The following is a 22,231-nucleotide window of genomic DNA, read 5'->3' as shown; positions in this document are numbered from 1 at the left end:
TATTAAAGGAGAAAAAAATGGGAAAATTTACAGCTGGTTTTATTTGTGCTCTGTCTGTTTTCTGGGCCGGGGCCGTTTTTGCAGGAACGGTATCCGTGGGGGCGGTGACACCGCTGACAGGAAAACTTGCAGTGTATGGCGAAGGGTTTCAACAGGCCATGCTCCTTGCCGCGGAAGAGATAAATGCTTCCGGGGGTATAAATGGCGACACCCTTGAAATTGTGTTTGAGGATAATAATTCCACCTCCAAGGGATCTGTTTCCGCCATTAGAAAACTCATCACAATTGATAAGCTCACCCTTGTATTTGGTCCGGCTGCAAGCTCAAATTTTCTTGCCATCTGCCCCATTGCCCAGAAAAACAAAACCATCCTCATTGGTGCTGAAAGTGCTGCCGCCGAAATTACCAAATGCGGATCTTATGTTTTCAGGGTATTTCCCTCGGACCTTCTCCAGGGAACAGGGGTTTCAGAGCTTGCCTCTTCCCTTGGTTACAAGGAGGTGGTACTCACCTATGTGAACAATGACTGGGGGGTGGGACTTGCCGAGGTTTTTAAGCGACAGTTTCTTGCCTCAGGTGGGAAGATCATAGATGAACTTGCCCATGCAGAGGGAAAAACAGACTACCGAAGTGAGATTCTGAGGATAAAACGTCATAATCCCAAGGTGGTTGTAAATCTCACCTATATCAAGGAAGGAGCCACCATTTTAAAACAGGCCTACGAGACCGGACTCAATACCCAGTGGCTCATGGGATCGGCGTCAAAATCTCCCAAACTGGTTGCCCTGGCAGGTAAGACCGCCGAGGGAATCATCGGTACCTATCCCACTTTTTCCCAGGAGTCCCCTGAATACCAGGCATTTAAGACCGCATGGGAGAAAAAATATTCCGGAAAGAAGACCCCTATTTTTGGTGAGTACAACTATGACATGGTGAAACTCACGGCCCTGGCCCTTAGGGATGCAGGTTCGGTTGATGCCGATACCGTCCGGGAGTCCCTCTTGAAGGTCAGCCAGGGATATATGGGTACAACCGGTGACAAGTCCTTTGATGAAAATGGGGATGTGGGTGCAACCTATGGCCGCTGGACAGTCAAGGACGGTGCCATCATTGATTATCAGGTAGAAAAATGATTGCTCGGAAACGTATCAACGGGGATGGGTGTTGATGTCAGCCTACTACCTCCAGCTTGTTGTTAATGGCATCGTTGCAGGTTCCGTCTATGCCATGTTTGCCGTGGGACTCACCATGGTCTATGGTGTGTTTAAGTTTATTAACTTTTCCCATGGCGAACTCATCACCTGGGGGGCGTACCTGGGGCTTATGTTTTCATCGCCGCCTTTTTCCCTGCCCATCTATCTGGCAGCGGTTCCAGCCCTTGGCATAACGGTGCTCCTGGGACTTGCCCAGGACTGGTTTATCTACAGACCCTTGAGGCAGAGCAACCCGGTTGCCCTTTTAATTGCATCCATTGGGCTCTCCTATTTCATGCGCAATGCCATCCGCCTCATCTGGGGGTCTGATTTTCAGACCTTTAATCTGCCTGCTGCAAGGGGGATGTCATTTGGGGGGATTTACATTACCCCGGTCCAGGTGATGATGGTGTCTGCTGCCGTGGTGTTTCTGACCATTCTTTATCTTCTTTTCACCAGGACCATTCTTGGAAAATCTTTGAGGGCGGCATCGGACAATATGGAGCTTGCCGACATCATGGGAATCAGCATGACACGGGTGACCATCACCGTGTGGGTGCTTGCCTCTCTGTTTGCCGCTACCGGTGGCATTCTCCTTGCCATGGATACCAACATGGATCCCATGATGGGCATGGCAAGCCTGATCAAAGCCTTTGCCGCCGTGCTCATCGGAGGGGCTGGAAATGTATGGGGGGCATTGCTGGGAGGGATGTTCATCGGGGTTGCAGAGAATTTAAGCGTGGCAGTTATCTCTCCGGGGTATAAGGATTTCATCTCCTTTGCCCTTATTTTCATCCTGTTGCTCGTCCGGCCCACAGGGATTTTCGGGATAAGGGGAGGGGTGCGCTGACCATGGATTATCTCTATCATATTCTCATACTTATCATGATCTATTCCATATTTGCCATCTCATTGAACCTGGAACTCGGGTTTGCAGGCCTGTACAATTTCGGCCATATTGCCTTTTTTGCCATCGGCGCATATACTTCTGCCCTTTTAAGCCTTGGCGGTATGCCCATTCCCCTGGCCGTTGTCCTGGCCCTTGTTGCATCTGGTGTGGCAGGGGCGATCCTGGCAAGGTTCACCCTTGGGCTTTCCGGGGATTATTTCGGCATTGCCACCCTTGTCTTTGCCGAGATGATCCAGCTGCTTCTCCTTAACGAGCGTGACATCACCCGGGGTCCCATGGGGTTGCCGGGCATTCCAAGGCCTGCCTGGATGGGGTCAGGACACGAAGGGCTCATCTGGTTTCTTGCTGTGGCGGTTATCGGGACGGTTCTGGTCTTTTTCCTTGTCCGCCGAATCTCCAATGCCCCCTTTGGCAGGGCTTTGAAGGTGGTCCGGGAAGATGAGTTCGTGGCACAGGCCCTTGGAAAAAATACTTTTATCCTCAAGACAAAGGCCATGGTGATGGGATCGGTACTGGCAGGATTTGCAGGTGTACTATGGGCCCATTATATCACCTATATCAGCCCCTCTGACTTTACCCTGAACGAAACCATTTTTGTCCTGCTCTGTGTGGTTGTGGGGGGCAAGGGAACCAATGTCGGCCCCCTGGTCGGTGCATTTGTCATTGTTTTTTTTGGAGAGTTTGTACGTTTTCTGCCCATTCCATCTGAGTTTTCAAGGTTTGTGGCTCCCTTACAGGGAATGGTCTATGGTGCGCTTCTCATTTTCATGATGCTCAAGCGTCCCCAGGGACTGATTTCAGAATCCAGGAGATAGGTATTTGCTGGTATTAAATAATGTTACAAAGCGTTTTGGTGGCCTTATCGCCGTTAATGATGTCTCGTTTGACCTGGGCGATGTGGGGATTTCCGGCCTGATCGGTCCCAACGGGAGTGGTAAAACCACCCTGTTCCATCTGATTTCGGGGTTTTACACCCTTGATTCAGGCACCATATCCTTCATGGAAAAAAGGATCTCGGGCCTTCCCCCCCATGCCATCAGCCAGATGGGTCTTTCACGGACCTTCCAGCAGACACGGGTGCTTCCCTTTCTCTCCACCCTGGATAATCTGATCTCTGCTGCCCCCAACCAGGCAGGAGAGAATATCCTGGCACTTTTTTTCAGGGCAAAAAAGGTGAGGCAGGAGGAGGCCTTTAATCGGGAAAAGGCAATGGATATCCTGGACCGGCTCAAGCTTTCGGATCTTGCCCATCTGCCGGCAGGAGACCTGAGTTATGGACAGCAGAAGCTCCTTGAACTTGGCCGGGTACTCATGGCTGATCCCCGGTTGATTATACTTGATGAACCCACCGCCGGAATAAACCCGACCCTTATTCGAGATCTTGTTACCACCCTTAAAGCACTCAGGGACAGGGGCATAAAAATATTTCTTGTTGAACATAATATGCCCCTTGTGGCTGAGCTGTGCGAAAGAATCCATGTCATGGATTCAGGGTCCCTGATTTTTTCCGGATCACCCCAGGAGGTTCAGGGCAACAAAAGGGTGATTGAGGCCTACCTCGGGAGGGATGACAGTGCTGCTTGAACTTGACAATATTACCGCAGGTTATGGTAAGGCCCCCATTCTCCATGATATCTGCCTGAATCTTGATAAGGGGGAGATCGTCTGCATCATTGGTCCCAACGGGGCAGGAAAATCAACCGTTCTGAGGACTGTGGCAGGCCAGCTTCAGCCCTCCAGGGGAACCATGGCGTTCAAGGGCCGGGACCTGACCTGCCTGAGCATTGCCCAGAGGGGCAGAAAAGGGCTTATCTTCATACCCCAGGGCATGAATATCTTTCCCAACCTTACAGTGATTGAAAACCTTGAGATCGCAGGTGCCCTTATGAAGGACTCCCGGGCACTCAATGCTGCTGTAAAAGAGATCCTCCAGCATTATCCCATGCTCGATAAAAAAAAGAACGCCTTTGGAAGAACGCTTTCTGGGGGCGAACGTCAGGTGCTGGCCCTGAGCCGGACCCGCATGTTAAAGCCGGACCTTGTGCTCCTGGATGAACCTTCGCTTGGGCTTGCCCCCCTTGTGGTGGACTTTATCTTTGATGAAATTAAAGAGATGGGAAAGGGCGGGTCTTCAGTGCTTCTGGTGGAACAGAACGCCCGGAAAGGGTTGTCTGTCAGCCACCGGGGGTATGTGCTTGAACTTGGCAGGAACAGGCTTACGGGTACGGGCGCAGAACTGCTCCAGAGTGATGAGGTCAGAAGGCTTTACCTGGGTGGGTGACCTGTTGTTCTTTAAGACCTGACCCTATCTTTAAAGGGATTTATCGATTGTTTGCTTTTTCACAAAATACATGGGTGGCCGTTTCCGTCGCAGGATTCTTCATGGTGATGCTTGTTATTCTGCGCCTGATGCCGGTCTTTGATAAACGGAACGGTTCTTTTTTGGCGGGTGCATGCCTTGCCGTGTGGGCGTTTGTTTTTTTCCTGGACCGGGCTGGTTATCATTCTTTAAATCTTGCCGCATATTCAAATATTCTAGGGATTCTGGGTACGTTGAATTTGATTGTGGCCGCAAGCATTCTGGGGCGCGCACTTGCCACCGGGTTGATGCGACCGGCAGAATTTGTTCCCGTATGTCTGGTTGCAGCAGCAACCGATCTTGCAAGCGTTTTGGCAGGGCCGACACAAAAGATAGCCGGCATACTGGAAAGTTACTATACCGGGCCGATGACAACGCCACCCCCGATTGTCGACTATTTTCTCATCAAGACCCCGGTGTGGGGGGCGCCCTATCTGATGCCCCTGTTTGGCGTTTCAGATCTGGTGTTTCTGGTACTTTTGTCGACAGGGGCCGAAAAATTTAAGATAAATGATAGATTTTTGAATATCCCGGTTGCCGGACTTGGTCTTTTTTTTGGTGTGTTCATGGCCCATTCAACCATGCTGTTCGTACCGGGAATGCCGTTGATGGTTCTTTTTTTTCTTCCAGTTGTTTTGTTTCAATCTCCCGGGGCAAGAAAGCTCCATCGATCCGATATCGCTTATTCCATTTTGTTTCCCGCCATTATTTTCATGGGGGTCAGGCTTTTCCAGTTTTAAACAATGAATGGTTGGAAGCCGTGCCCATAAACCCTTGACGGCGATGACGGCAAAATGATACGTCTCATCGACTATAACCCGGGGAAACCTGGAAAAAAATCAGCCTGAAACAGATGGAGCATTGCCTTGGATTTTAATCCTTGTATGAAACACCAGTTGGTCCGTAAAGCCGTGCGGGAGTTTGCCGAAAGTGAAATCAAACCCCATGTTTCCCAGATGGACAAGGAATCCAGGTTTCCCTGGGAAATTGTTGAAAAGATGAGGCCCCTGAATTATTTCGGACTCCAGGCCCCCCGGGAGTACGGGGGTGCAGGCCTTGATACCATCAGCTATGCCATTTGCGTTGAAGAGCTTTCCCGGGTATCGGCCGCCATTGGGCTCTGCGTCACCGTGCACAACAGTGTGGGCATCTATCCCATTCTGGCCTTTGGAACAAACGAACAAAAGCAGCGGTTTATACCGGCCATGGCCCAGGGGGAGAGCATCGGTGCCTTTTGCCTCACCGAAGCCAATGCAGGATCCGATGCCGGCGGGGTGGAAACCCACGCCGTTGAGACCGACCAGGGTTTTTTGCTCAACGGTACCAAGATTTTTGTCACCAATGGCGGCGTGTGCGGCACCTTGCTCGTGTTTGCCGTGACCCAGGAAGAGGACAAACCCCTCCAGGCCAATGTTTTCGTTGTTGAAAAAGATCGGCCCGGCTTCATGGTGGGTGAGATCGAAGACCTCTGCGGCATGCGTGCAAATCCTGTGTCATCCATTTTTTTAGAAGACTGCCTGATTCCGAAGAACAATCTGCTCGGCAGACCCGGTCAGGGCATGAAAATCGGACTCACTGCCCTGGATACCGGACGGATCGGGATTGCGGCCCAGGCCCTTGGTATTGCCCAGGCAGCCTTTGAAAGCGCGGTCTCCTATGCCAAAGAACGGCAGCAGTTTAACAAACCATTGTCAAAGTTTCAGACCATCCAGAATTATCTTGCTGAAATGAATACGAAAATTGACGCATCAAGGCTTCTCCTTTACAGGGCTGCCGCTGCAAAGGACAGCAAAAAGTCTTTTTCTGCCGAAGCATCCATGGCAAAGCTCTACTGCAGCGCCACGGCAAAGGAGGTGACGGACCTGGCCGTTCAGATCCATGGCGGATATGGCTACAGCAAGGAGTATGATGTGGAACGGTATTTCAGGGACGCCAAGGTGACTGAAATCTATGAGGGAACCAGTGAAATTCAGAAGATGGTGATCGCCAGAGCCATCCTGTCCCAACCCAGCTGAGGGGGAGAAAAATGTTAAATATAATTGTGTGTATCAAGCAGGTCCCCATGGTGTCCCAGCTGCCCTGGGATTCACGAACTGGAACCTTAAAGCGCGAACTTGCCCAGGCAATGATGGACCCGGCCAGCCGAAGGGGGCTTGAGGCCGCCATTCAGATCAAAGAACAACAGCCGGCCCGCATCACGGCCATCACCATGGGGCCTCCCATGGCCGAGGAAATTCTCCACCAGGCCAGGGCCCTTGGGGCAGACCAGGGGATTCTGCTGACGGACCGTAAAATGGCCGGGGCGGACACCTTTTTGACCAGCCTGATCCTGGCACGAGCCATTCAACAAGAGTGCAGGGGCTTTGACCTCATCATTTGCGGTGCCCAGACAAGCGACAGCGAGACGGGTCAGGTAGGTCCCCAGCTTGCCGAAGAGCTCGACATCCCGGCCATTGGCTTTGTCAACCATGTGGCAGTCAAACCGACAACCATTGAAGTTCAGCGTCATGTGGACGATTTTTCTGAGACCCTGGAGATGGATCTGCCGGGCCTTGTCACCGTTGATCTTACGGCATACAAACCCCGATACCTTGCCCTCGCCGGTGTGGAACAGGCCTTTGCACCTCAGGGAGTCAACCTGCCGGCGATCAGCATCGTGGATGCATCCCAGCTTGGGTTTGATGGGAAATTTAACGCATTAAAGGATTCACCCACACGGATCATTGATGTGTTTTCTCCGGCCGCCCAGAAAGAGACCCGGGTTTTAAAGGGGAGCGTCAAACAGGTGGTGGACCAGCTTTTTGACGAGTATGGCAAGATCATCGGCGGTGCCATGGGCAAAGATCTTAAAACACACGACCACGATGGGGTAAAATGAACACCACGACCACGACGGACAGAATTGACATGGCGGACACGACCAGGGATATCTGGGTATTTGGCGATTATCGAAATTATTTTCAAAACAGGGTCACCCTTCAGATCCTTGCAAGGGCAAGGGACCTTGCCTCCAAAACCGGTGGCAGGGTATGCGCGGTTGTGTTTGGCCACAAAGTGGATGAGTATGTGGCAGAATATATCGCCCATGGTGCCGAAAAAGTCTATACCATGGATGATCCGCAACTTGGGTCCTATTCCCTTGAAACCTATTCCCGGCTCATGGCACGCCTTGTGGACAAACACCGGCCAGCGACACTGCTGGTGGGTGCCACCCGGTTCGGCCAGGAGATGGCACCCAGGATCGCCAAAAAGCTCAAGACCGGCCTGACTGCGGACTGCATTGACCTTGAAATTGACGAACGAGGATTGCTGGTTCAGATTGCCCCTTCGTTTGGCGGCAATTTAATCGCAAAGATCGTCACCCCCCAGGCACGTCCCCAGATGGCAACGGTCCGGCCCGGAACCTTCCATGAGATGCCCCACGACTACGACGCAACAGGCGAGGTGATTTCAGAGCCGTTGCCCAAGGATCTTCCAAAGGATAAGATCCGGCTGATCTCGTCTGAACTCAAGCCCTCTGAAAAGCAGAAAATTGAAGATGCAGACATTGTCATCTGCGCGGGTCGGGGTATGGGCAGCAAGGGAAAATTGAAAAAGCTCTTTGATCTGGCTGAACTTATGAAGGCAGAGGTTGGGGCCACAAGGCCCCTGGTCTACGCCGAATGGATCGCCCACGAAGCCATGGTGGGCCAGGCAGGAAAGAACATCAAGCCTAAGGTCCTTTTTTCCTTTGGCATCAGTGGCGCCATCCAGCATACTGCAGCCCTGGGGGATGCTGATTTTATCGTGGCCATCAATAAAAATCCCAATGCCGCCATGATGAAAATGGCGGATGTGGCCATTGTGGCCGATGCCAACCAGGTCTGCCTTGGTATCATCAAGGCCATCAAGGAAAAAGTCCGGGATTAATTTTTAAGATATGCTTCGTTTAATTTTCATTGGTCTTTTATCCGGCCTGTTTTTCAGCGCCACCTTTGTTCTCAACCGGGCCATGAGCCTGGAAGGCGGACACTGGGTCTGGTCCGCGTCTCTTCGATATTTTTTCATGATTCTGATCCTGACAACCTTGATTTCCCTGTTTAAAGGCACCGCCACAACAAGGAGCCTTTTTCGGCTTTTCCTTGACAACTGGAAGTTCTGGACCCTGGCTGGGACCATCGGATGTGGCGGATTTTATGCGTTACTCTGCTTTGGAGCCGATCACTCTCCCGGATGGGTGATCGCTGCCACCTGGCAACTGACCATCATCGCAACCCTGATTGTACTTGCCTGTTTTGGAAGATCGTTTCCCCGAAAGGTGTGGTTTTTCTCCGGCATTGTATTTCTGGGCGTATTGATCATTAATCTGAACTATGCAGAATCCTCATCTTTTAAGGTGCTGTTCATGGGCGGTCTTCCGGTGCTTGTTGCGGCGTTTTGTTATCCCATTGGAAATCAGCTGGTATGGGAGGTCAAAACGGGCAACGCCTATCTTCCAAAAATAGACCACCCGCTTCTGGACAACCCCTTTAGCAAAGTACTACTTTTATCGCTGGGGTCTGTGCCGTTCTGGTTTATTCTTATCGCCCTTGTCGCACCACAGGCGCCCTCCCTGGGACAGATTGTCAACACGGCGTTGGTGGCCGTTTTTTCCGGAGTCATTGCCACATCCCTTTTTCTCATGGCCCGGCATTGGGCAAATAAGTCAAGTGAGCTTGCAGCTGTTGATGCAACCCAGTCGAGTGAGGTGGTCTTTGCCATGGCAGGGGAGATCGTCATCCTGAACGCCCCCCTGCCTGACATGGTTTCCCTTGTCGGCATCTTTCTTGTGTTTCTTGGATTGATGCTTTTTATCGGTTTTCAGGAGCAGTAGGCACAAAAAAAGCATACCCCTGGGGGGGGTACCGGAGGAAGTGGCCATGATTCGTTTTGAGCGATCAGAACTTATTGCATGCTTTAAAGACGCTTCAGGGAATGAGGTCAAAAGGGTCCAGGAGATCCGGACGGATCCTGTTACCCTGAAACAATGCAGGATTGTACCCTTTCGGGCCCTTGAGAAAGAAAGGGGCACGCAAAGGCTTTTTTCCCCGCCCCAGGAGGATCTGGACACAAAAAAATGCCCGTTCTGTCCGGGCAACCTTGAAGCCATGACCCCCCAGCTTCTGTCGGGGATCAGTGAGACCCCAAGGCTGTGCCATAATCGTTCGATTCTTTTTCCCAATCTTTTTCCATACACGGAATGGTCGGCTGTTTCGATCTTTGACAATAATCACCATGTTGAGATCGGCAGTGCACCATGGGAGGTCTACCAGGACAGCTTTATCAATTGTGCCGATTATTTGTCCAGGGTTGCGAAGGTGGATCCTTCGTCAATCTACATGTCCATCACCCAGAACCACCTGCCCGGGGCCGGGGGGTCCCTTGTCCATCCCCACCTCCAGGTGCATGCATCCAAAGGGATGTCAAATCATCACAGGTTGATCAACCAAAGGACTCTTGCCCATGGTCGTTGTATGTTCTCAGACCTGCTGGCGGCAGAAAAAAAGACGGGCCAGAGATATATTGGCAGCACAGGGTCATGGGAATGGATCGCTGCGTTTGCCCCGTCAGGTTTTTATGAAATATGGGGAATATCAACCGCCAGTTCGTCGCTTTTGATGCCCGACAGCGCCCAGGTCTGGCAGGACCTTGCCAAAGGGGTGGTGAATGTTCAGAAATACTATAAAAGCCTTAACCGCAATGCCTATAACCTTGCGCTGATATCCACCGAAGACAAAGAAAATAACCCCCACCTGAAGGTTTCCCTCACGGCAAGGTCGAGTTACGCGCCATGGGTCAGAAGTGATTTCACCGGTTTTGAAATCGCAACAGGGGAGATGGCCACCTTTATCCTGCCCGAAGATGTTGCTGCCATGGCAGCAGAGTACTGGCAGGAAGGGGCGGAATCAACGTTGTAACGCTTTTTTTCTGGAAGACATGGTCTCCTGGTTGATCACTACTTTATGTCCCACCGGCCCTGCCCCAGGCAGGGGAAGGGCCGGACAGATGGAAACGATTTAAATTAGCTGCATTCGTAGGTCGGTATGGCCAGGTCCGTGATATATTTCTCGACTTTAAACGAGCAGGTTGCAATGTCATATTCGTCATTCGGATTCTTATTGAAACGCACCTTGCCGCTGATGAATTGGATCTGTAACGGTACCGCAACTTTGACCGATTCAGAACATAAGCTCTCTTTTTCCATCGGCTCATATGTTTTCTGGGTTTCAAAATCAACTGTTACAATCACCCGGCTGGAGGTCGTGCATAACGCAGAAACGTGTCCTTCCTGATCAAAGCAAAGGGAATTAAGGTCGCCGGAGATGCCGTCTGGATCATTGTCAAACGCCTGCAATGTTCCGATGGAGGTTTCGACGGCGGTCGGGAGTGCCGGTTCCAGACTTTTTATCCCGCCGTCATCGTAAAAAGAAATTCCCGTTCTGGTTTCAATGTTTCCGAAGGCTGTATTGATTGAAATAATTTCACCCGGCCAAAACGTAATGCTCCGTATGTTTCCCGAATTATGAAAGCCAAGGCTGATCATTTTGGCCGTTATCTCACCCGTTGGAAGCTTCAGGGTAAGGTCCTCGGCAAGGGCAAACTCATTTTCTTCCGTCCAGAAACCGCTCAGTTTACCCGTGAGCGGGAAGAGCTTCTTCAGCGAGCCATCCTTGTAAAACAGCAGCATCTCCGCAGCAATTTTCCCATAGTTGGTATCAATATCCTGTTTCTCCTGCAGCGGCACTTTTCGCAGCGTTCCGCTTGGATAAAAAAGGACATATTTATGTTCCATTCTGCCGAAGTCTTCCACTTCATATTGGGGAACCAGTATACCGTAAGGTGTTTTGATTTCAGTGTAGCCGGTAATCATTAACGAGGCTGGCAGGCTGGAATCATGCATCTCAAGATTTAAATAATCCTTAATAACGCCGTACTCTGTTTTTACTTCTTTCATGAATTGTACCCCAGGTAGTGGTTAAGGGAATAGGGAATTGCTTTTTCAGTTATAATATTGCTCCAATGTTTAAATGTTGTTGTATGCAAGATAAACTTAATCTCTGTTAATGCATTGAATGCACCACACATGCAGAAATAATATAACATACTGATTTTAAGGTTTATTTTACTTGATGATAAAACAAGGCCCATTCTGATTAATTACAGTTTTGAATCTATTGATCGAATAAGTTTCAATTTTGTTGTTTTTTGTAACTGCTATGTCGGTTTTACTGACGCAACAAATATTAAAAAAGGGGAGGGTTGGCAGGCGTTTTTTTCTACGGTTGTGGTGGATATTTTTCAGGCACAACGTGTCTCTTTGGAAAGCTTTAACCGCAATGTCTATAACCTTGCACTGATATCCACTGAAGATAAAAAAAATAACCCTCACCTGAAGGTTTCCCTCACGGCAAGGTCGAGCTACGCACCATGGTTCAGAAGTGATTTCACCGGTTTTGAAATCGCAACAGGGGAGATGGCCACCTTTACCCTGCTGGAAGATGTTGCTGCCATGGCAGCAGAATACTGGCGGGAAGAGGGGGAAAGACCTTTGTAATACCAATGCCACAGCAGTTGAATGCAATGGGTAAAATAAATTTTGCGTGATTTATCAATGGAAATTTATTTAGTATTTCCAAAATGATCAGAGGTCCTGTATTCTTTTACGGCGTGGATCATGCCTGCTTGTTGCTGAAAATTGAATTTGCACAAAGCGCTTTACAACTTTTTGAACAAAAGGATCGATGCCATGGACTTAAAAGACAGGAAAGATCTGAACGTTGCCGTTGTTGGATCGGGTATCTCGGGCATCTGTGCGGCATATCTTCTTCAACACCGCCACAAGGTCACTCTGTTTGAAAAGAATGACTATTTTGGCGGACATACCCACACGGTTGAGATCCCCCATGGCCCGGACAAGGGGTTGCCCGTGGACACGGGTTTTATTGTACTCAACCAAAGGACCTACCCCAATTTTATTGAATTTTTAAACCAGCTGGGTGTTGAAAAATGTCCCACGGAAATGGCGTTCAGTTATTATTGCAGACATACAGGGCTTTACTATGCCAGCCGGAACCCGAACACCTTGTTTGCCCAGCGGTCAAATCTGTTTAAGCCCGTGTATCTTCGATTTGTCTATGAAATGATTCGATTTTTAAGCACACTGCGCAAGGCGTATTTAACGGATCGTCTCGACGATATTACCCTGGCCGACTATGTGAAGGCCAACGGACTGCATCAAGAGGTGATTTACCAGTTTATTTTTCCCATGGCCGCCGCCATATGGTCTGGATCAGACTTTCAGATGGGCCGGTTTCCGGTTCGCACATTTGCCCAATTTTATGAAAATCATGGTTTGCTAGGCATAAGCGGCCATCCACCATGGTATTTTGTCAAGGGCGGCAGTCACACCTATGTAAAGGCCTTTTTAAAATCGTTTAAAGGTAGGGCCCTTGCCTCGTCTAAAATTGTGTCCATCACAAGGACCGGATTTAAACCAACGCTTTACTTTGAGGATCAAGAACCCCAAACTTTTGATGCCGTTATCCTTGCAACCCATGCAGACCAGGCCCTGGACCTGCTGGATTCCCCCACCGACCTGGAAAAAAAATTGCTCGGTGTCTGGACCTACTCCCACAACCAAACCTTTCTGCACACGGACAAAGGCGTGATGCCCCCGAACCCAAGGGCCTGGGCCAGCTGGAATTACACCCGGCATACCCCATGGGATGTGACCTCCCCTGTCACTGTCAGTTATGACATGACACGGCTGCAGAAACTTGACACACAAAGGTCCTATTTTGTCACGCTCAATCCCAGGGAACCCATACCCCATGACCATGTGATCAAGGAGATGGATTATACCCACCCGCAATATTCGTTTGCCGCGTTCAACTCCCAGAAAGACCTGCCCGGGTTGAACGAAAATCAGCATACCTTTTTCTGTGGCAGCTATTTTGGATACGGGTTCCATGAAGACGGGGTAAGGTCCGCCGTCCAGGTGGCAGAAAAATTCGGGGTAGCGCTATGAATTCAAGAATTTACATCGGCACCATCGAACATCGTCGCCATCTGCCCTTGGTCCATGAGCTATCCTATCCCATTTACATGTTTGGGTTTGACCTGGACGACCTGCCCAGGTTAAATCGCAGGTACCCGTTGTTTGGGTATAACCGGGTTGGCATCACATCCATCCATGACAGGGATTACCTGTATCCGGGCACCATGGCCATGGGACAAAAAATTGCCCGCCTGCTGGACGAGCACAACATCCACGAACCCATTGCTTCGGTGATGATGATCACTTCGGCCAGATATTTTAATTATGTGTTTAATCCGGTGAATTTTTATTATTGTTTTTCAAGGGAGAATCTGCTGATCGCCATTATCGCGGAGGTTAACAATACCTTTGGCGAACGCCACCCCTATGTGTTGATCCAAAATACCAGTGCTTCAAATCAGTGGTTTGCACGTTACCAGGCAACCAAGGTGTTCCATGTGTCCCCGTTCAATACGATTGAGGGCCATTACCAGTTTTATTTTTCAGCACCTGGTGACCGCCTGGAAATCCGGATTGAACTCGTTCAGCAGGAAAAAAAAATCATGGAGGCGATATTGCGCGCCCATGCCATACCTTTGACCTGTCGCAATCATATAACGACCCTGCTCAAACACCCCTTTGCCCCCCATTTGAGTGTTCCCAGGATCTATTCCCAGGCATTTAAACTCTTTTTCCACAAAAAACTGCCATTTTACGAGAAACCCGTACCCGGCAGCCCCATGACATTAGCCAAACAGAACCCGAGTTTTTTGGAAGTCCTCTGCCAACGGCTGGTTCTTAGCCTTTTTAAAAAGATTGAAAAAGGATGCCTGCACCTGACTTTTCCGGATCATCGAACAATGATACTGGGCCAGGCAAACAGTGCCCAGACCGCTGATCTCCAGATCCGGGATTTCAATTTTTTTTTCAGAATTGTTTTTGAGGCAGAGATTGGATTGGGTGAAGCCTATACGGCAGGGGAATGGGAATCGTCTGATATTGTCAGCCTGTTAAAGCTGTTCATCGATAACAGGGACCGGTTTTCCGATGGTAACATGATCATGTCCTATCTGACCCGGATCCAGGAGCGACTGGCCCATGACCGACGCAAAAACACCGTCAAGAACACCCCCGGGAACATCGCTGCCCATTATGACCTGAGCAATGGGCTGTATGCTGTTTTTCTGGACGAGCAGATGATTTATTCGTGCGGTCTTTTTTTGGGAAAGGACGATTCCCTGGCCGATGCCCAGGCCCGCAAAATGCAGCGCATTGTCGACCAGGCAGACATCAAACCCGACCACCATGTGCTTGAAATCGGCTGCGGCTGGGGAGGGTTTGCCGTGTTTGTCGCAGGGCAGACCGGTTGCAGGGTCACGGGCATCACCGTTTCTAAAGCCCAGTATGACCTGGCATGCCAGCGGGTAAAAGCTGCAGGACTCACGGACAGGGTCACCATATTGCTCCAGGATTACCGCCACACCAGGGGCGTCTATGATCGGATTGTTTCCATTGAAATGATCGAGGCCGTGGGTCCTCAATTTCTGGGGCAGTATTTCAGGCAGTGCAACGCCCTTTTAAAACCCGGCGGCACCATGGTGTTCCAGGCCATCACCATTGCAGATGAACGATACGAACAGTATTGCAGGGAACGGGACTGGATCCAAAAACACATTTTTCCGGGCGGCCATTTGCCATGCCTGAAGATTCTTAATACGACCCTGTCCGACAAGACAGGTTTCAAGGTCACAGACATTTTCCATATGGGGCTTCATTATGCCACGACCCTTGCCCATTGGCGAAAACGGTTTGAGTCCCATGGGAAAGAGATTACCGGTATGGGGTTTGACAGGGAATTTTTCCGAAAATGGATCTATTATTTTTCAATCTGTGAGGCCGGGTTTGCCACACAAAGCACCGACGTCGTCCAGATCACCCTGGGCCGCTAACCGGTTTAAGCGTTCCCACAACACCTGCCGTTCCTCTGGCGATTCACCGGTCGTGGGAAAGACAATGGTTTCATGGGGCCGCCTGTCCAGCCAGAATCTGCCCGAGGATTTGCCTGCTTCCTTTGATGCGGCAAGCCATACAATGGTGTCAGCTCCCTGTTCCGGTGTTCTCAGGATTGGATGGACCAGCGAATGAAATTCCGGTAAAGCCGTCTTAATCCCGGGGGTATCCACCCAACCCGGGTGCATGGCGTGGACAACCCCATTGGCACCGGCCAATTGTTCGGCCCAGAGTTCGGTCAGGATAACGATTCCCCTTTTGGCCCGGGCATAGGCTCGTGTGCCATCATAGGGCTGATGGGTGTTTTGAAGATCGTCAACATCAATCTTCTGGGTGTACATTCCCCCTGAGGCAACATTGATGATCCTGGCCCCAGACCGGGTGAACGCCGTCCTTAGCAGCTGGGTGAGGTAAAAAACGCCAAGCAGATCCGTGGCAAAGGTTCGTTCAAACCCTTCGGCGGTCTCGCCACGATGGTTGAACAAGGCACCGGCATTGTTGATCAGGATATCGATGGGGCTTCTGCTGCGGATCAGGACCTCTGCCACGCGGCGAATGTCTGCCATTACGCCCAGGTCTGCCAGCAGAAAATCGACATGGGGATTTTGGGTCTGGTCGATAATCTCCTGCTGAACCTTGATCGCCTTTTCCCTGTTGCGTGCAATGAACGTCAGGTCTGCCTTTTTTTCAGCAAGCTTCATTGCTGCAGCCCGGCCGATACCCGAGGTGGCACCCGTGATAACCACCCTTTTGCCGTAGAGGATTTGATCGTTCCTGGCCCAGAACCGTTTGCCAATGGCGTATCCGAACCGGGTGAACATGAGCATGCCCAATAAAATCGTATGATCGGCCAGGTAGTCCATGATATTGGATCCCGACGCGAACCAGGTGTTGTGCCGGGCGGTCCCGTGGTCGGGATTCAGTTTTTTTCTCAGTCCCGCCATGGCCTTTTTCCCTGCGCATTTTAAAACAGGGGCGAGCAGAAATTCCATGGATTTTGAAACGCCTGAAAATTCAATGTCAGCCTGATAGTCGATTCTTGTGCCCGACAAGGTATGGACAAAGGTGATGGTGTCCGTGGCGTTAAAGTTATCTCCCTTGCCGTTTAAAACCACCCTGGCCTGGGGATCAAGTGCTGTGACCCCATACACCATTTTAGGACGGAACGGTCCAAATTTAAGGACCAGATCATAGACCGATCCGACCTGGGGATCGCCGGGGTTCGGGTTTACCGAGGATATCACCCCCGGGTCCCACTCCTGGATGTTCGCAAAATCACTGGTGTATTGGAAAACAGATTCAATGGGCCTGTTTACATGGATGGATTCTTTGAGTATGATCATTGGCCTGCCTTGGATAAGATTTTGTTTTTTATGGGTGTTAACCTTTTCAGCAGTACTTCTATAAAATGGCCATGATTTATAATACTTCAACATTAAATCAAAAACAGCTATAGTCATGATGGCGACATTGTTTAATCCCGACAGGATTGATAAAAATCCAAGGACCCTTAAGATGATAAGATTCGGCCTGTGCTGCATATTCAAAGAGCAACCCATCAAATTCCGGCGGACAACGGCGACATACCTTTCAAAAAGCTCAGATCGAGAACAGAAGCAGCGCCTGTCTGAAATCTGCCTGATCAATGCTGAAAATCTGTTAAAGGCACTCGAGTTCTGTCACCGGAACAGGATCGGCGGTTTCCGAATCAACAGCCAGATTCTGCCGCTGAAAACACACCCGGATGTGGGATATGATATCCTTGATCTGCCCGGTTCAGACGATATCGTTCAGGCATTCAAGGCCTGCGGTGAGTTCAGCCTGAAAAATGATATCAGAACCACATTTCACCCGGACCAGTTTATCATTCTTTCTTCTCCAAACCCGGATGTGGTCAAACGCTCCATTGCAGATCTTGAATACCAGGCCCAGGTCGCCCAATGGGTGAATGCCGATGTCATCAATATCCATGCCGGCGGGGTCTACGGCGATAAACCATCTGCAGTCCAGCGGCTGGTGCATACCATTGAAACCCTTTCCGACCCGGTCAGGCAGCGGCTGACCCTTGAAAATGACGACAGAAGCTATTCCCCCCGGGATCTTCTGCCCATGTGCCGGGAAATGAACATTCCCCTGGTCTACGATGTCCACCACCATCGATGTCTTAGTGACGATCTTTCCATCGAAGAGGCAACAGAACGCTGCCTTAGCACCTGGAATCGAGAGCCCCTGTTCCATATTTCATCGCCCAGGGACGGCTGGAACGCCTCGGATACGAGGAAACACCATGATTTCATTGACATCAATGACCTGCCACCCCTGTGGCTTTCAATGGATATTACCGTTGAAGTGGAGGCCAAGGCCAAGGAAGTGGCCATTCGGAAACTCATGGCAGACCTGAACATGATTTAACTGTCAATCGCCCGGATTAAACCGTCAACAGGCGGATGATCGCCTGCTTTTTTACCTGCAAAATAATACCGGACAATGCCTGAAGGGGTTATCACCACAGCACCTCCCAGCTGCATGGTGCTGCCCTGAACCGACCCCTGACGGTGACCGTTTGCCAGGGCAGACACTGCTTTGAACATTGAATTGATGCTCATAAATCCGGTAATGCTGCTGGAAAAATTTAAAACGGAAAAGGCCTCCAGGGAGGGGTCTGAAAACAGCTGGCCCCCATAACCGGTGATTTCCCGGAATTGTTTAAAATAACGGGGATCACCCGAACCAATGACCACAAGAGCGGCACCTTTGTCTTTAAACCGGTTCGCCTGTGTTGCCAGTTCAGCCACCTGCTGACGGCAGAACACTCAGCCAAAATGCCGAACAAAGACCAAGACAGCGGTTCTTTCCCGCCAGAAGTCCGATACTTTTACCGGATCATTTTGTTCGTTCAGCACAAACAGGCCACCGAGATCATCCGTTGAAAAAGGATCCTTTTCCATTTTTTTCACCGTCTCTGTCCAGGTTACTGGCCGTCGTTGTCATCCCCCACAAGGGGACGTTCTTTGACGAGTTCGAAAAAAACGAGGAACCTGTCTTCGTTCACTTCCTTTGCATATTTTCTGCGCTGGAGGGCTTCAATTTGGTCCGCGTTTTTCTCTTCCCTGACCATGCGCAGATAAAGCCGCTTTCCCTTATAACCCGGACCTTCTTCCATGAAAAGATATGCAGCATGGGGGTTGGACCCAAGGTTGCGGTGGGACAGGCGGTCCCGCATGATAAAGGCCAGTTTGTCGTCTTCTGTGAAATGGGGCCGGGAATAAACGGCTGTGTTGATATTGCCCTTGCTGTCTGCTGTTGATAGTACCCCTGTTCCAGCTGTTTTTTCAAAATAATCTTTCAGTGTCATTTTTATCTCCTCTTTGGTATGTCGTTTGATCCACGGTTTTTCTTTGGCATGTTGTTTCATACCATTTTTTTCAACGGCGCTTTGGCCGTGGATGGACCCTGTTCAGATTCATCCGGGCGGATTGAGAGAGACAATCGCCGGTGGATGGCGCAACCCGGTGATCCATCTGTTCGGCCAGCACGTAAACCCATTGGCTGCCCCCAGAATTGCACCGAGGACAGATCCTCTGCCGGCATTGTCGCCCCCGCACATGGTGTTGGCGATGAGCGCCTGTTCTGGATCCTGGCAATATTTCAGGGCCAGATAAAGGGTTGCCGGGATCGACTGGTCCATGTAGCAGGCGGAAGAAAAATGCCTTCCCACCACGATCTGGTCGGGAAAGTCAAACAAGGATTGAAGTGCCGGTTTGATTTCCCTGCCGGTTTCATTCTGGTAATGATCAAACACGGCACGCCCAAGTTCTCTTCCCTGGAGCAGATCCAGAATGATGTGGGCCATCATTTTCCCGCCATTTTCCATGGCAGGCCCACCATGGGTCAACCCCAGATGCCCTAGAGCGATTTGTTCAGCATAGGCCATATCCCGGGCAAACACAATGGCAATCGGCAGCATGAGACTCAACCCGCCAATATGATTCTCATCTTTTCTGCCGCATGCCATCGGGTCGCACCCTTGACCATATTGTGTAAAAAAATACCTGAGGTACTCTTCGACATAGGTGTCATTATGGTTGCCTGGTGTGGTCATGTAGGCGGCCAGGCGCGTCAGCCATTCTTCTGGGTCGTATGCTCCCTGGAATTGAAGCAACTTCAGCAGTTCGCCGGCCAGTTTAAGATTGAGAGTGTTTTCCCCGGCCTTGAGAAACTGATGATAATGAATACCCCGCTGTCCCCAGTATTGGGACTGATCGTGGAGGATGTCAGCGGACTTGTTCTGGGGTGAATAGGAAGAGCGCCAGAGAATGGAATCGGGATGGGGGTTGCGCGGCGCCATATAATTTTTCACCTGCCCGTAATCCCTGGCCAGCTTTCTGGTATCATAGTACCAGTGAACCGGCATTGCCAGGGCATCTCCAATGAACAAGCCATACAGTGCACCTTTTACCCGATCCTCAAATCCTGGTGTCTTGTTCATTCGGCCTCCCTTTGGGGATTGTTTTTTTGTAACCGGTTACACGGTGGTGGCCCGGATATAAAGATGCACAATGGATGCGTTTTCATCTGGTTTGCGCCGGTCTACCGCAATAAAGGGTAATGACTCAACCAGCTTGCCCAGCTTGTCATATCCATAGTTTCTTGAGTCAAAGGATGGATATTTCTTGTTTATATAGCCTCCAACGCCGGCAAGGGGCGCCCACTCATCATCCTTGGACACGGCATTAATGGCTGACACCAGTATGGCCTTTAATTCGGTCTCGTCAGACTCCCTGGGTATATTATCTTTGTTCTGTGGCCTGAGAATCTCAGTATACACGAATTTGTCACAGGCGGAAACAAATGCTTCCGGGGTTTTCTTTTCGCCGAACCCATAAACCGTTAATCCCGATTCCCGGATTCGGGTGGCAAGCCGTGTAAAGTCACTGTCAGACGAAACCAGGCAGAAACCGTCCAGCCTCTGTTCATGGAGCAGATCCATTGCATCAATAATCAGGGAGGAATCCGTTGAATTCTTGCCGATTGTGTAGCTGAACTGCTGGATGGGTTGAATGGCATGTTTATGCAGATGTTCCTTCCATCCCTTCAGGTGAGAGGTGGTCCAGTCACCATATGCCCTCTTTACACTGGCGACGCCAAACTTGGCAATCTCAGCCAGCAATTCCGAACAGATTGACGCCTGGGCGTTGTCTGCATCAATCATGACTGCAAGTTTTTGATTTTCAATGTTTGGCATAATCTGTCCTTTTTAGGTGTAAATAAAAACGTTAGAATATGACCGGGTCCATTTGTCAATTGATTTGTCATCTAAAAATTGCAAGCGTTAGTTGGCCGGGTGTTTTAGATATTGAACGTAACCTCTCCTATATCCAGAATTCAGGATACTTGCGGGTTTTGGCCATGTTGTTGACGATCAGGGCCACGGTTAACATGATGATGACACCCACTCCCACTGGAATCAATATATACCAGAAGCCCAGGGCATGGATTTTTTGGCTGCCGATGACGGCTATCAATGCTGTGGCCCCCCCGGGCGGGTGCAGTGTCTGGGTCAGATGCATGAATGCAATGGCCGTTGCTACGGAAAAGGCCGCTGCAAACCAGGGACATGGATAGAATAATTTGTATGATGCGACTCCGATGAATGCCGATAAAATGTGTCCGCCAACCAGGTTCCGGGGTTGGGCCAGGGGGCTTCTGACGGCCCCATAAATTAAAACGGCAGATGCCCCGAAAGAACCGATAATATACACAAAATCGCTTCCGGCAAACAAATTGTAATTCAGAAATGCCACAGGGGTTATTCCCAGAAATGCCCCGATCCAGGACCAGAAAATTTCACTGGGTCTTACCCTTGGCGGGCACTGGCCTCCCCCGGACATTTTTTTAAAATAAGATATCAATGTAAGTCTCCTTTTGCCATATCATCAGCACATGGCTTGAACAAGATCGGATCTGGCAATGATGCCTGCCAGTTTCGTGTTTTCATCAACCACTGGAACCCTGTTTATATTAAACCGGTCCATGGTGCTGGCCACGTCGAGAATGGATGCAGTTGTTTCAACGGTCACGGGAGGAGATGACATGATCTCTGCGGCTGAAAGGTTTTTAAAAGAAGATTCAATACAATGGCTGTTGTCAAGGCATTGCAGGAGGACACGCATGAAAGAGGGGGTTTTAAGATCGTTCATGCCCTTTAAAAAATCTTTTTCAGAGATGACACCCACCACGATCCTGTCCTTGTTCACCACGGGCAGTCCGGATATGTCATTTTCAGCCATTTGGGTCGCCACCTCAACCAGCGGGGCATCTTCGCCAACAACAATAACCTGCCTTGTCATGATTTGATTCGCCTTGATGGCTGTTTTTATCCGTGATACGGCATGGTCAAAGGCAATCTGGTAGATCTGGAGAAAATCAGACGGGGTGATGTCCAGGTAGCCGGGAATCTTTTTCATGGCCTCGAGGACATCTTCATCGGTTAAGGTTTGAACACATTCATTAAGTAGACTGAAATTCATTTTACCTCCTTTTAAAATTGGAAGTCCTGTCAAACGCCCGGTGTAAGTCCATCAATACCCACGTCCCACCGGTTGTCAATGCCAAGGCCCATTCTTTCTACAATTGCCATATAGTTTAAAACAAAATCCATGGGAAGTCTTTGATCTGGGTCAAGTTTTGGATCTTTTTTACAT

At 50.0% G+C, this 22,231-nt stretch carries 23 protein-coding genes; 15 read left to right on the top strand and 8 right to left on the bottom strand.

The genetic code is table 11. The features are described from left to right. Positions 1 to 17 precede the first annotated feature (17 nt). The 11 genes from HRM2_RS24125 (at position 18) to HRM2_RS24075 (ending at position 10,398) form a co-directional block, all read left to right on the top strand. Complete coding sequence (locus tag HRM2_RS24125; protein WP_015906631.1) at positions 18 to 1,133, top strand: ABC transporter substrate-binding protein; 1,116 nt, start codon at positions 18 to 20, stop codon at positions 1,131 to 1,133. Positions 1,134 to 1,167: 34 nt separating this feature from the next. Next, a complete protein-coding gene (locus HRM2_RS24120; RefSeq protein WP_015906630.1) occupies positions 1,168 to 2,043 on the top strand; it encodes a branched-chain amino acid ABC transporter permease in 876 nt (291 codons plus the stop codon). 2 nt (positions 2,044 to 2,045) lie between these two features. Continuing rightward, complete coding sequence (locus HRM2_RS24115) at positions 2,046 to 2,918, top strand: branched-chain amino acid ABC transporter permease (protein WP_015906629.1); 873 nt, start codon at positions 2,046 to 2,048, stop codon at positions 2,916 to 2,918. A 4-nt stretch (positions 2,919 to 2,922) separates the two neighbouring features. Further along, on the top strand, positions 2,923 to 3,687 hold the full coding sequence (locus tag HRM2_RS24110) for an ABC transporter ATP-binding protein (RefSeq protein ID WP_015906628.1): 765 nt from the start codon (positions 2,923 to 2,925) through the stop codon (positions 3,685 to 3,687). Continuing rightward, positions 3,677 to 4,384, top strand: a complete 708-nt coding sequence (locus tag HRM2_RS24105) for an ABC transporter ATP-binding protein (RefSeq protein ID WP_187149310.1) — start codon at positions 3,677 to 3,679, stop codon at positions 4,382 to 4,384. Before HRM2_RS24110 ends, HRM2_RS24105 begins: the two co-directional genes overlap by 11 nt. A gap of 101 nt (positions 4,385 to 4,485) precedes the next feature. Next, positions 4,486 to 5,202 carry a hypothetical protein gene (locus HRM2_RS24100; protein WP_015906626.1) on the top strand — a complete coding sequence of 239 codons (717 nt, stop codon included), beginning with the start codon at positions 4,486 to 4,488 and terminating at the stop codon, positions 5,200 to 5,202. Between the two features lie 144 nt (positions 5,203 to 5,346). Continuing rightward, on the top strand, positions 5,347 to 6,477 hold the full coding sequence (locus tag HRM2_RS24095; protein ID WP_015906625.1) for an acyl-CoA dehydrogenase family protein: 1,131 nt from the start codon (positions 5,347 to 5,349) through the stop codon (positions 6,475 to 6,477). A gap of 11 nt (positions 6,478 to 6,488) precedes the next feature. Then, positions 6,489 to 7,340 carry an electron transfer flavoprotein subunit beta/FixA family protein gene (locus tag HRM2_RS24090; RefSeq protein ID WP_015906624.1) on the top strand — a complete coding sequence of 284 codons (852 nt, stop codon included), beginning with the start codon at positions 6,489 to 6,491 and terminating at the stop codon, positions 7,338 to 7,340. Then, positions 7,337 to 8,371 carry an electron transfer flavoprotein subunit alpha/FixB family protein gene (locus HRM2_RS24085; RefSeq protein ID WP_015906623.1) on the top strand — a complete coding sequence of 345 codons (1,035 nt, stop codon included), beginning with the start codon at positions 7,337 to 7,339 and terminating at the stop codon, positions 8,369 to 8,371. Before HRM2_RS24090 ends, HRM2_RS24085 begins: the two co-directional genes overlap by 4 nt. A 10-nt stretch (positions 8,372 to 8,381) precedes the next feature. After that, entirely contained in the window at positions 8,382 to 9,314 is a 933-nt protein-coding gene (locus HRM2_RS24080; protein ID WP_015906622.1) for a DMT family transporter, read from the top strand. Positions 9,315 to 9,360: 46 nt separating this feature from the next. After that, positions 9,361 to 10,398 (top strand): galactose-1-phosphate uridylyltransferase, encoded by a 1,038-nt coding sequence (locus HRM2_RS24075; RefSeq protein ID WP_015906621.1) that lies wholly within the window; start codon positions 9,361 to 9,363, stop codon positions 10,396 to 10,398. A gap of 104 nt (positions 10,399 to 10,502) precedes the next feature. On the opposite strand, the gene HRM2_RS24070 is transcribed toward HRM2_RS24075, so the two are convergent. After that, positions 10,503 to 11,435 (bottom strand): hypothetical protein, encoded by a 933-nt coding sequence (locus tag HRM2_RS24070; protein WP_015906620.1) that lies wholly within the window; start codon positions 11,433 to 11,435, stop codon positions 10,503 to 10,505. A gap of 333 nt (positions 11,436 to 11,768) precedes the next feature. On the opposite strand from HRM2_RS24070, the gene HRM2_RS24065 reads away from it, so the two are divergent. The 3 genes from HRM2_RS24065 (at position 11,769) to HRM2_RS24055 (ending at position 15,466) form a co-directional block, all read left to right on the top strand. After that, entirely contained in the window at positions 11,769 to 12,035 is a 267-nt protein-coding gene (locus HRM2_RS24065; protein ID WP_232364145.1) for a hypothetical protein, read from the top strand. A 171-nt stretch (positions 12,036 to 12,206) separates the two neighbouring features. Then, positions 12,207 to 13,508 carry an NAD(P)/FAD-dependent oxidoreductase gene (locus HRM2_RS24060; RefSeq protein WP_232364144.1) on the top strand — a complete coding sequence of 434 codons (1,302 nt, stop codon included), beginning with the start codon at positions 12,207 to 12,209 and terminating at the stop codon, positions 13,506 to 13,508. Continuing rightward, positions 13,505 to 15,466 (top strand): DUF1365 family protein, encoded by a 1,962-nt coding sequence (locus HRM2_RS24055; protein ID WP_015906617.1) that lies wholly within the window; start codon positions 13,505 to 13,507, stop codon positions 15,464 to 15,466. Before HRM2_RS24060 ends, HRM2_RS24055 begins: the two co-directional genes overlap by 4 nt. On the opposite strand, the gene HRM2_RS24050 is transcribed toward HRM2_RS24055, so the two are convergent. Beyond that, positions 15,401 to 16,870, bottom strand: coding sequence for an SDR family NAD(P)-dependent oxidoreductase (locus tag HRM2_RS24050; protein WP_049770506.1), 1,470 nt, complete (start codon positions 16,868 to 16,870; stop codon positions 15,401 to 15,403). The two genes, HRM2_RS24055 and HRM2_RS24050, sit on opposite strands and share 66 nt — an antisense overlap. Before the next feature lie 115 nt (positions 16,871 to 16,985). On the opposite strand from HRM2_RS24050, the gene uvsE reads away from it, so the two are divergent. Beyond that, complete coding sequence (gene uvsE / locus HRM2_RS24045; RefSeq protein WP_232364143.1) at positions 16,986 to 17,939, top strand: UV DNA damage repair endonuclease UvsE; 954 nt, start codon at positions 16,986 to 16,988, stop codon at positions 17,937 to 17,939. On the opposite strand, the gene HRM2_RS24040 is transcribed toward uvsE, so the two are convergent. The 6 genes from HRM2_RS24040 to HRM2_RS24015 all read right to left on the bottom strand — a co-directional run bounded on the left by HRM2_RS24040 (position 17,936) and on the right by HRM2_RS24015 (position 22,057). Further along, positions 17,936 to 18,475, bottom strand: coding sequence for a peroxiredoxin-like family protein (locus tag HRM2_RS24040; protein WP_272502272.1), 540 nt, complete (start codon positions 18,473 to 18,475; stop codon positions 17,936 to 17,938). The two genes, uvsE and HRM2_RS24040, sit on opposite strands and share 4 nt — an antisense overlap. A gap of 23 nt (positions 18,476 to 18,498) precedes the next feature. Then, entirely contained in the window at positions 18,499 to 18,882 is a 384-nt protein-coding gene (locus HRM2_RS24035) for a pyridoxamine 5'-phosphate oxidase family protein (protein ID WP_015906613.1), read from the bottom strand. Between the two features lie 108 nt (positions 18,883 to 18,990). After that, on the bottom strand, positions 18,991 to 20,016 hold the full coding sequence (locus tag HRM2_RS24030) for an ADP-ribosylglycohydrolase family protein (RefSeq protein ID WP_015906612.1): 1,026 nt from the start codon (positions 20,014 to 20,016) through the stop codon (positions 18,991 to 18,993). Positions 20,017 to 20,052: 36 nt separating this feature from the next. Next, positions 20,053 to 20,772 (bottom strand): NYN domain-containing protein, encoded by a 720-nt coding sequence (locus HRM2_RS24025; RefSeq protein WP_015906611.1) that lies wholly within the window; start codon positions 20,770 to 20,772, stop codon positions 20,053 to 20,055. Positions 20,773 to 20,899: 127 nt separating this feature from the next. Then, positions 20,900 to 21,439, bottom strand: a complete 540-nt coding sequence (locus HRM2_RS24020; protein ID WP_015906610.1) for an HPP family protein — start codon at positions 21,437 to 21,439, stop codon at positions 20,900 to 20,902. 24 nt (positions 21,440 to 21,463) lie between these two features. After that, a complete protein-coding gene (locus HRM2_RS24015) occupies positions 21,464 to 22,057 on the bottom strand; it encodes a CBS domain-containing protein (protein WP_015906609.1) in 594 nt (197 codons plus the stop codon). Positions 22,058 to 22,231: the final 174 nt, after the last annotated feature.

This window comes from Desulforapulum autotrophicum HRM2, assembly GCF_000020365.1.
GTDB classification, from domain to species: domain Bacteria; phylum Desulfobacterota; class Desulfobacteria; order Desulfobacterales; family Desulfobacteraceae; genus Desulforapulum; species Desulforapulum autotrophicum.
This window is presented reverse-complemented; position numbering and strand designations above follow the sequence as displayed.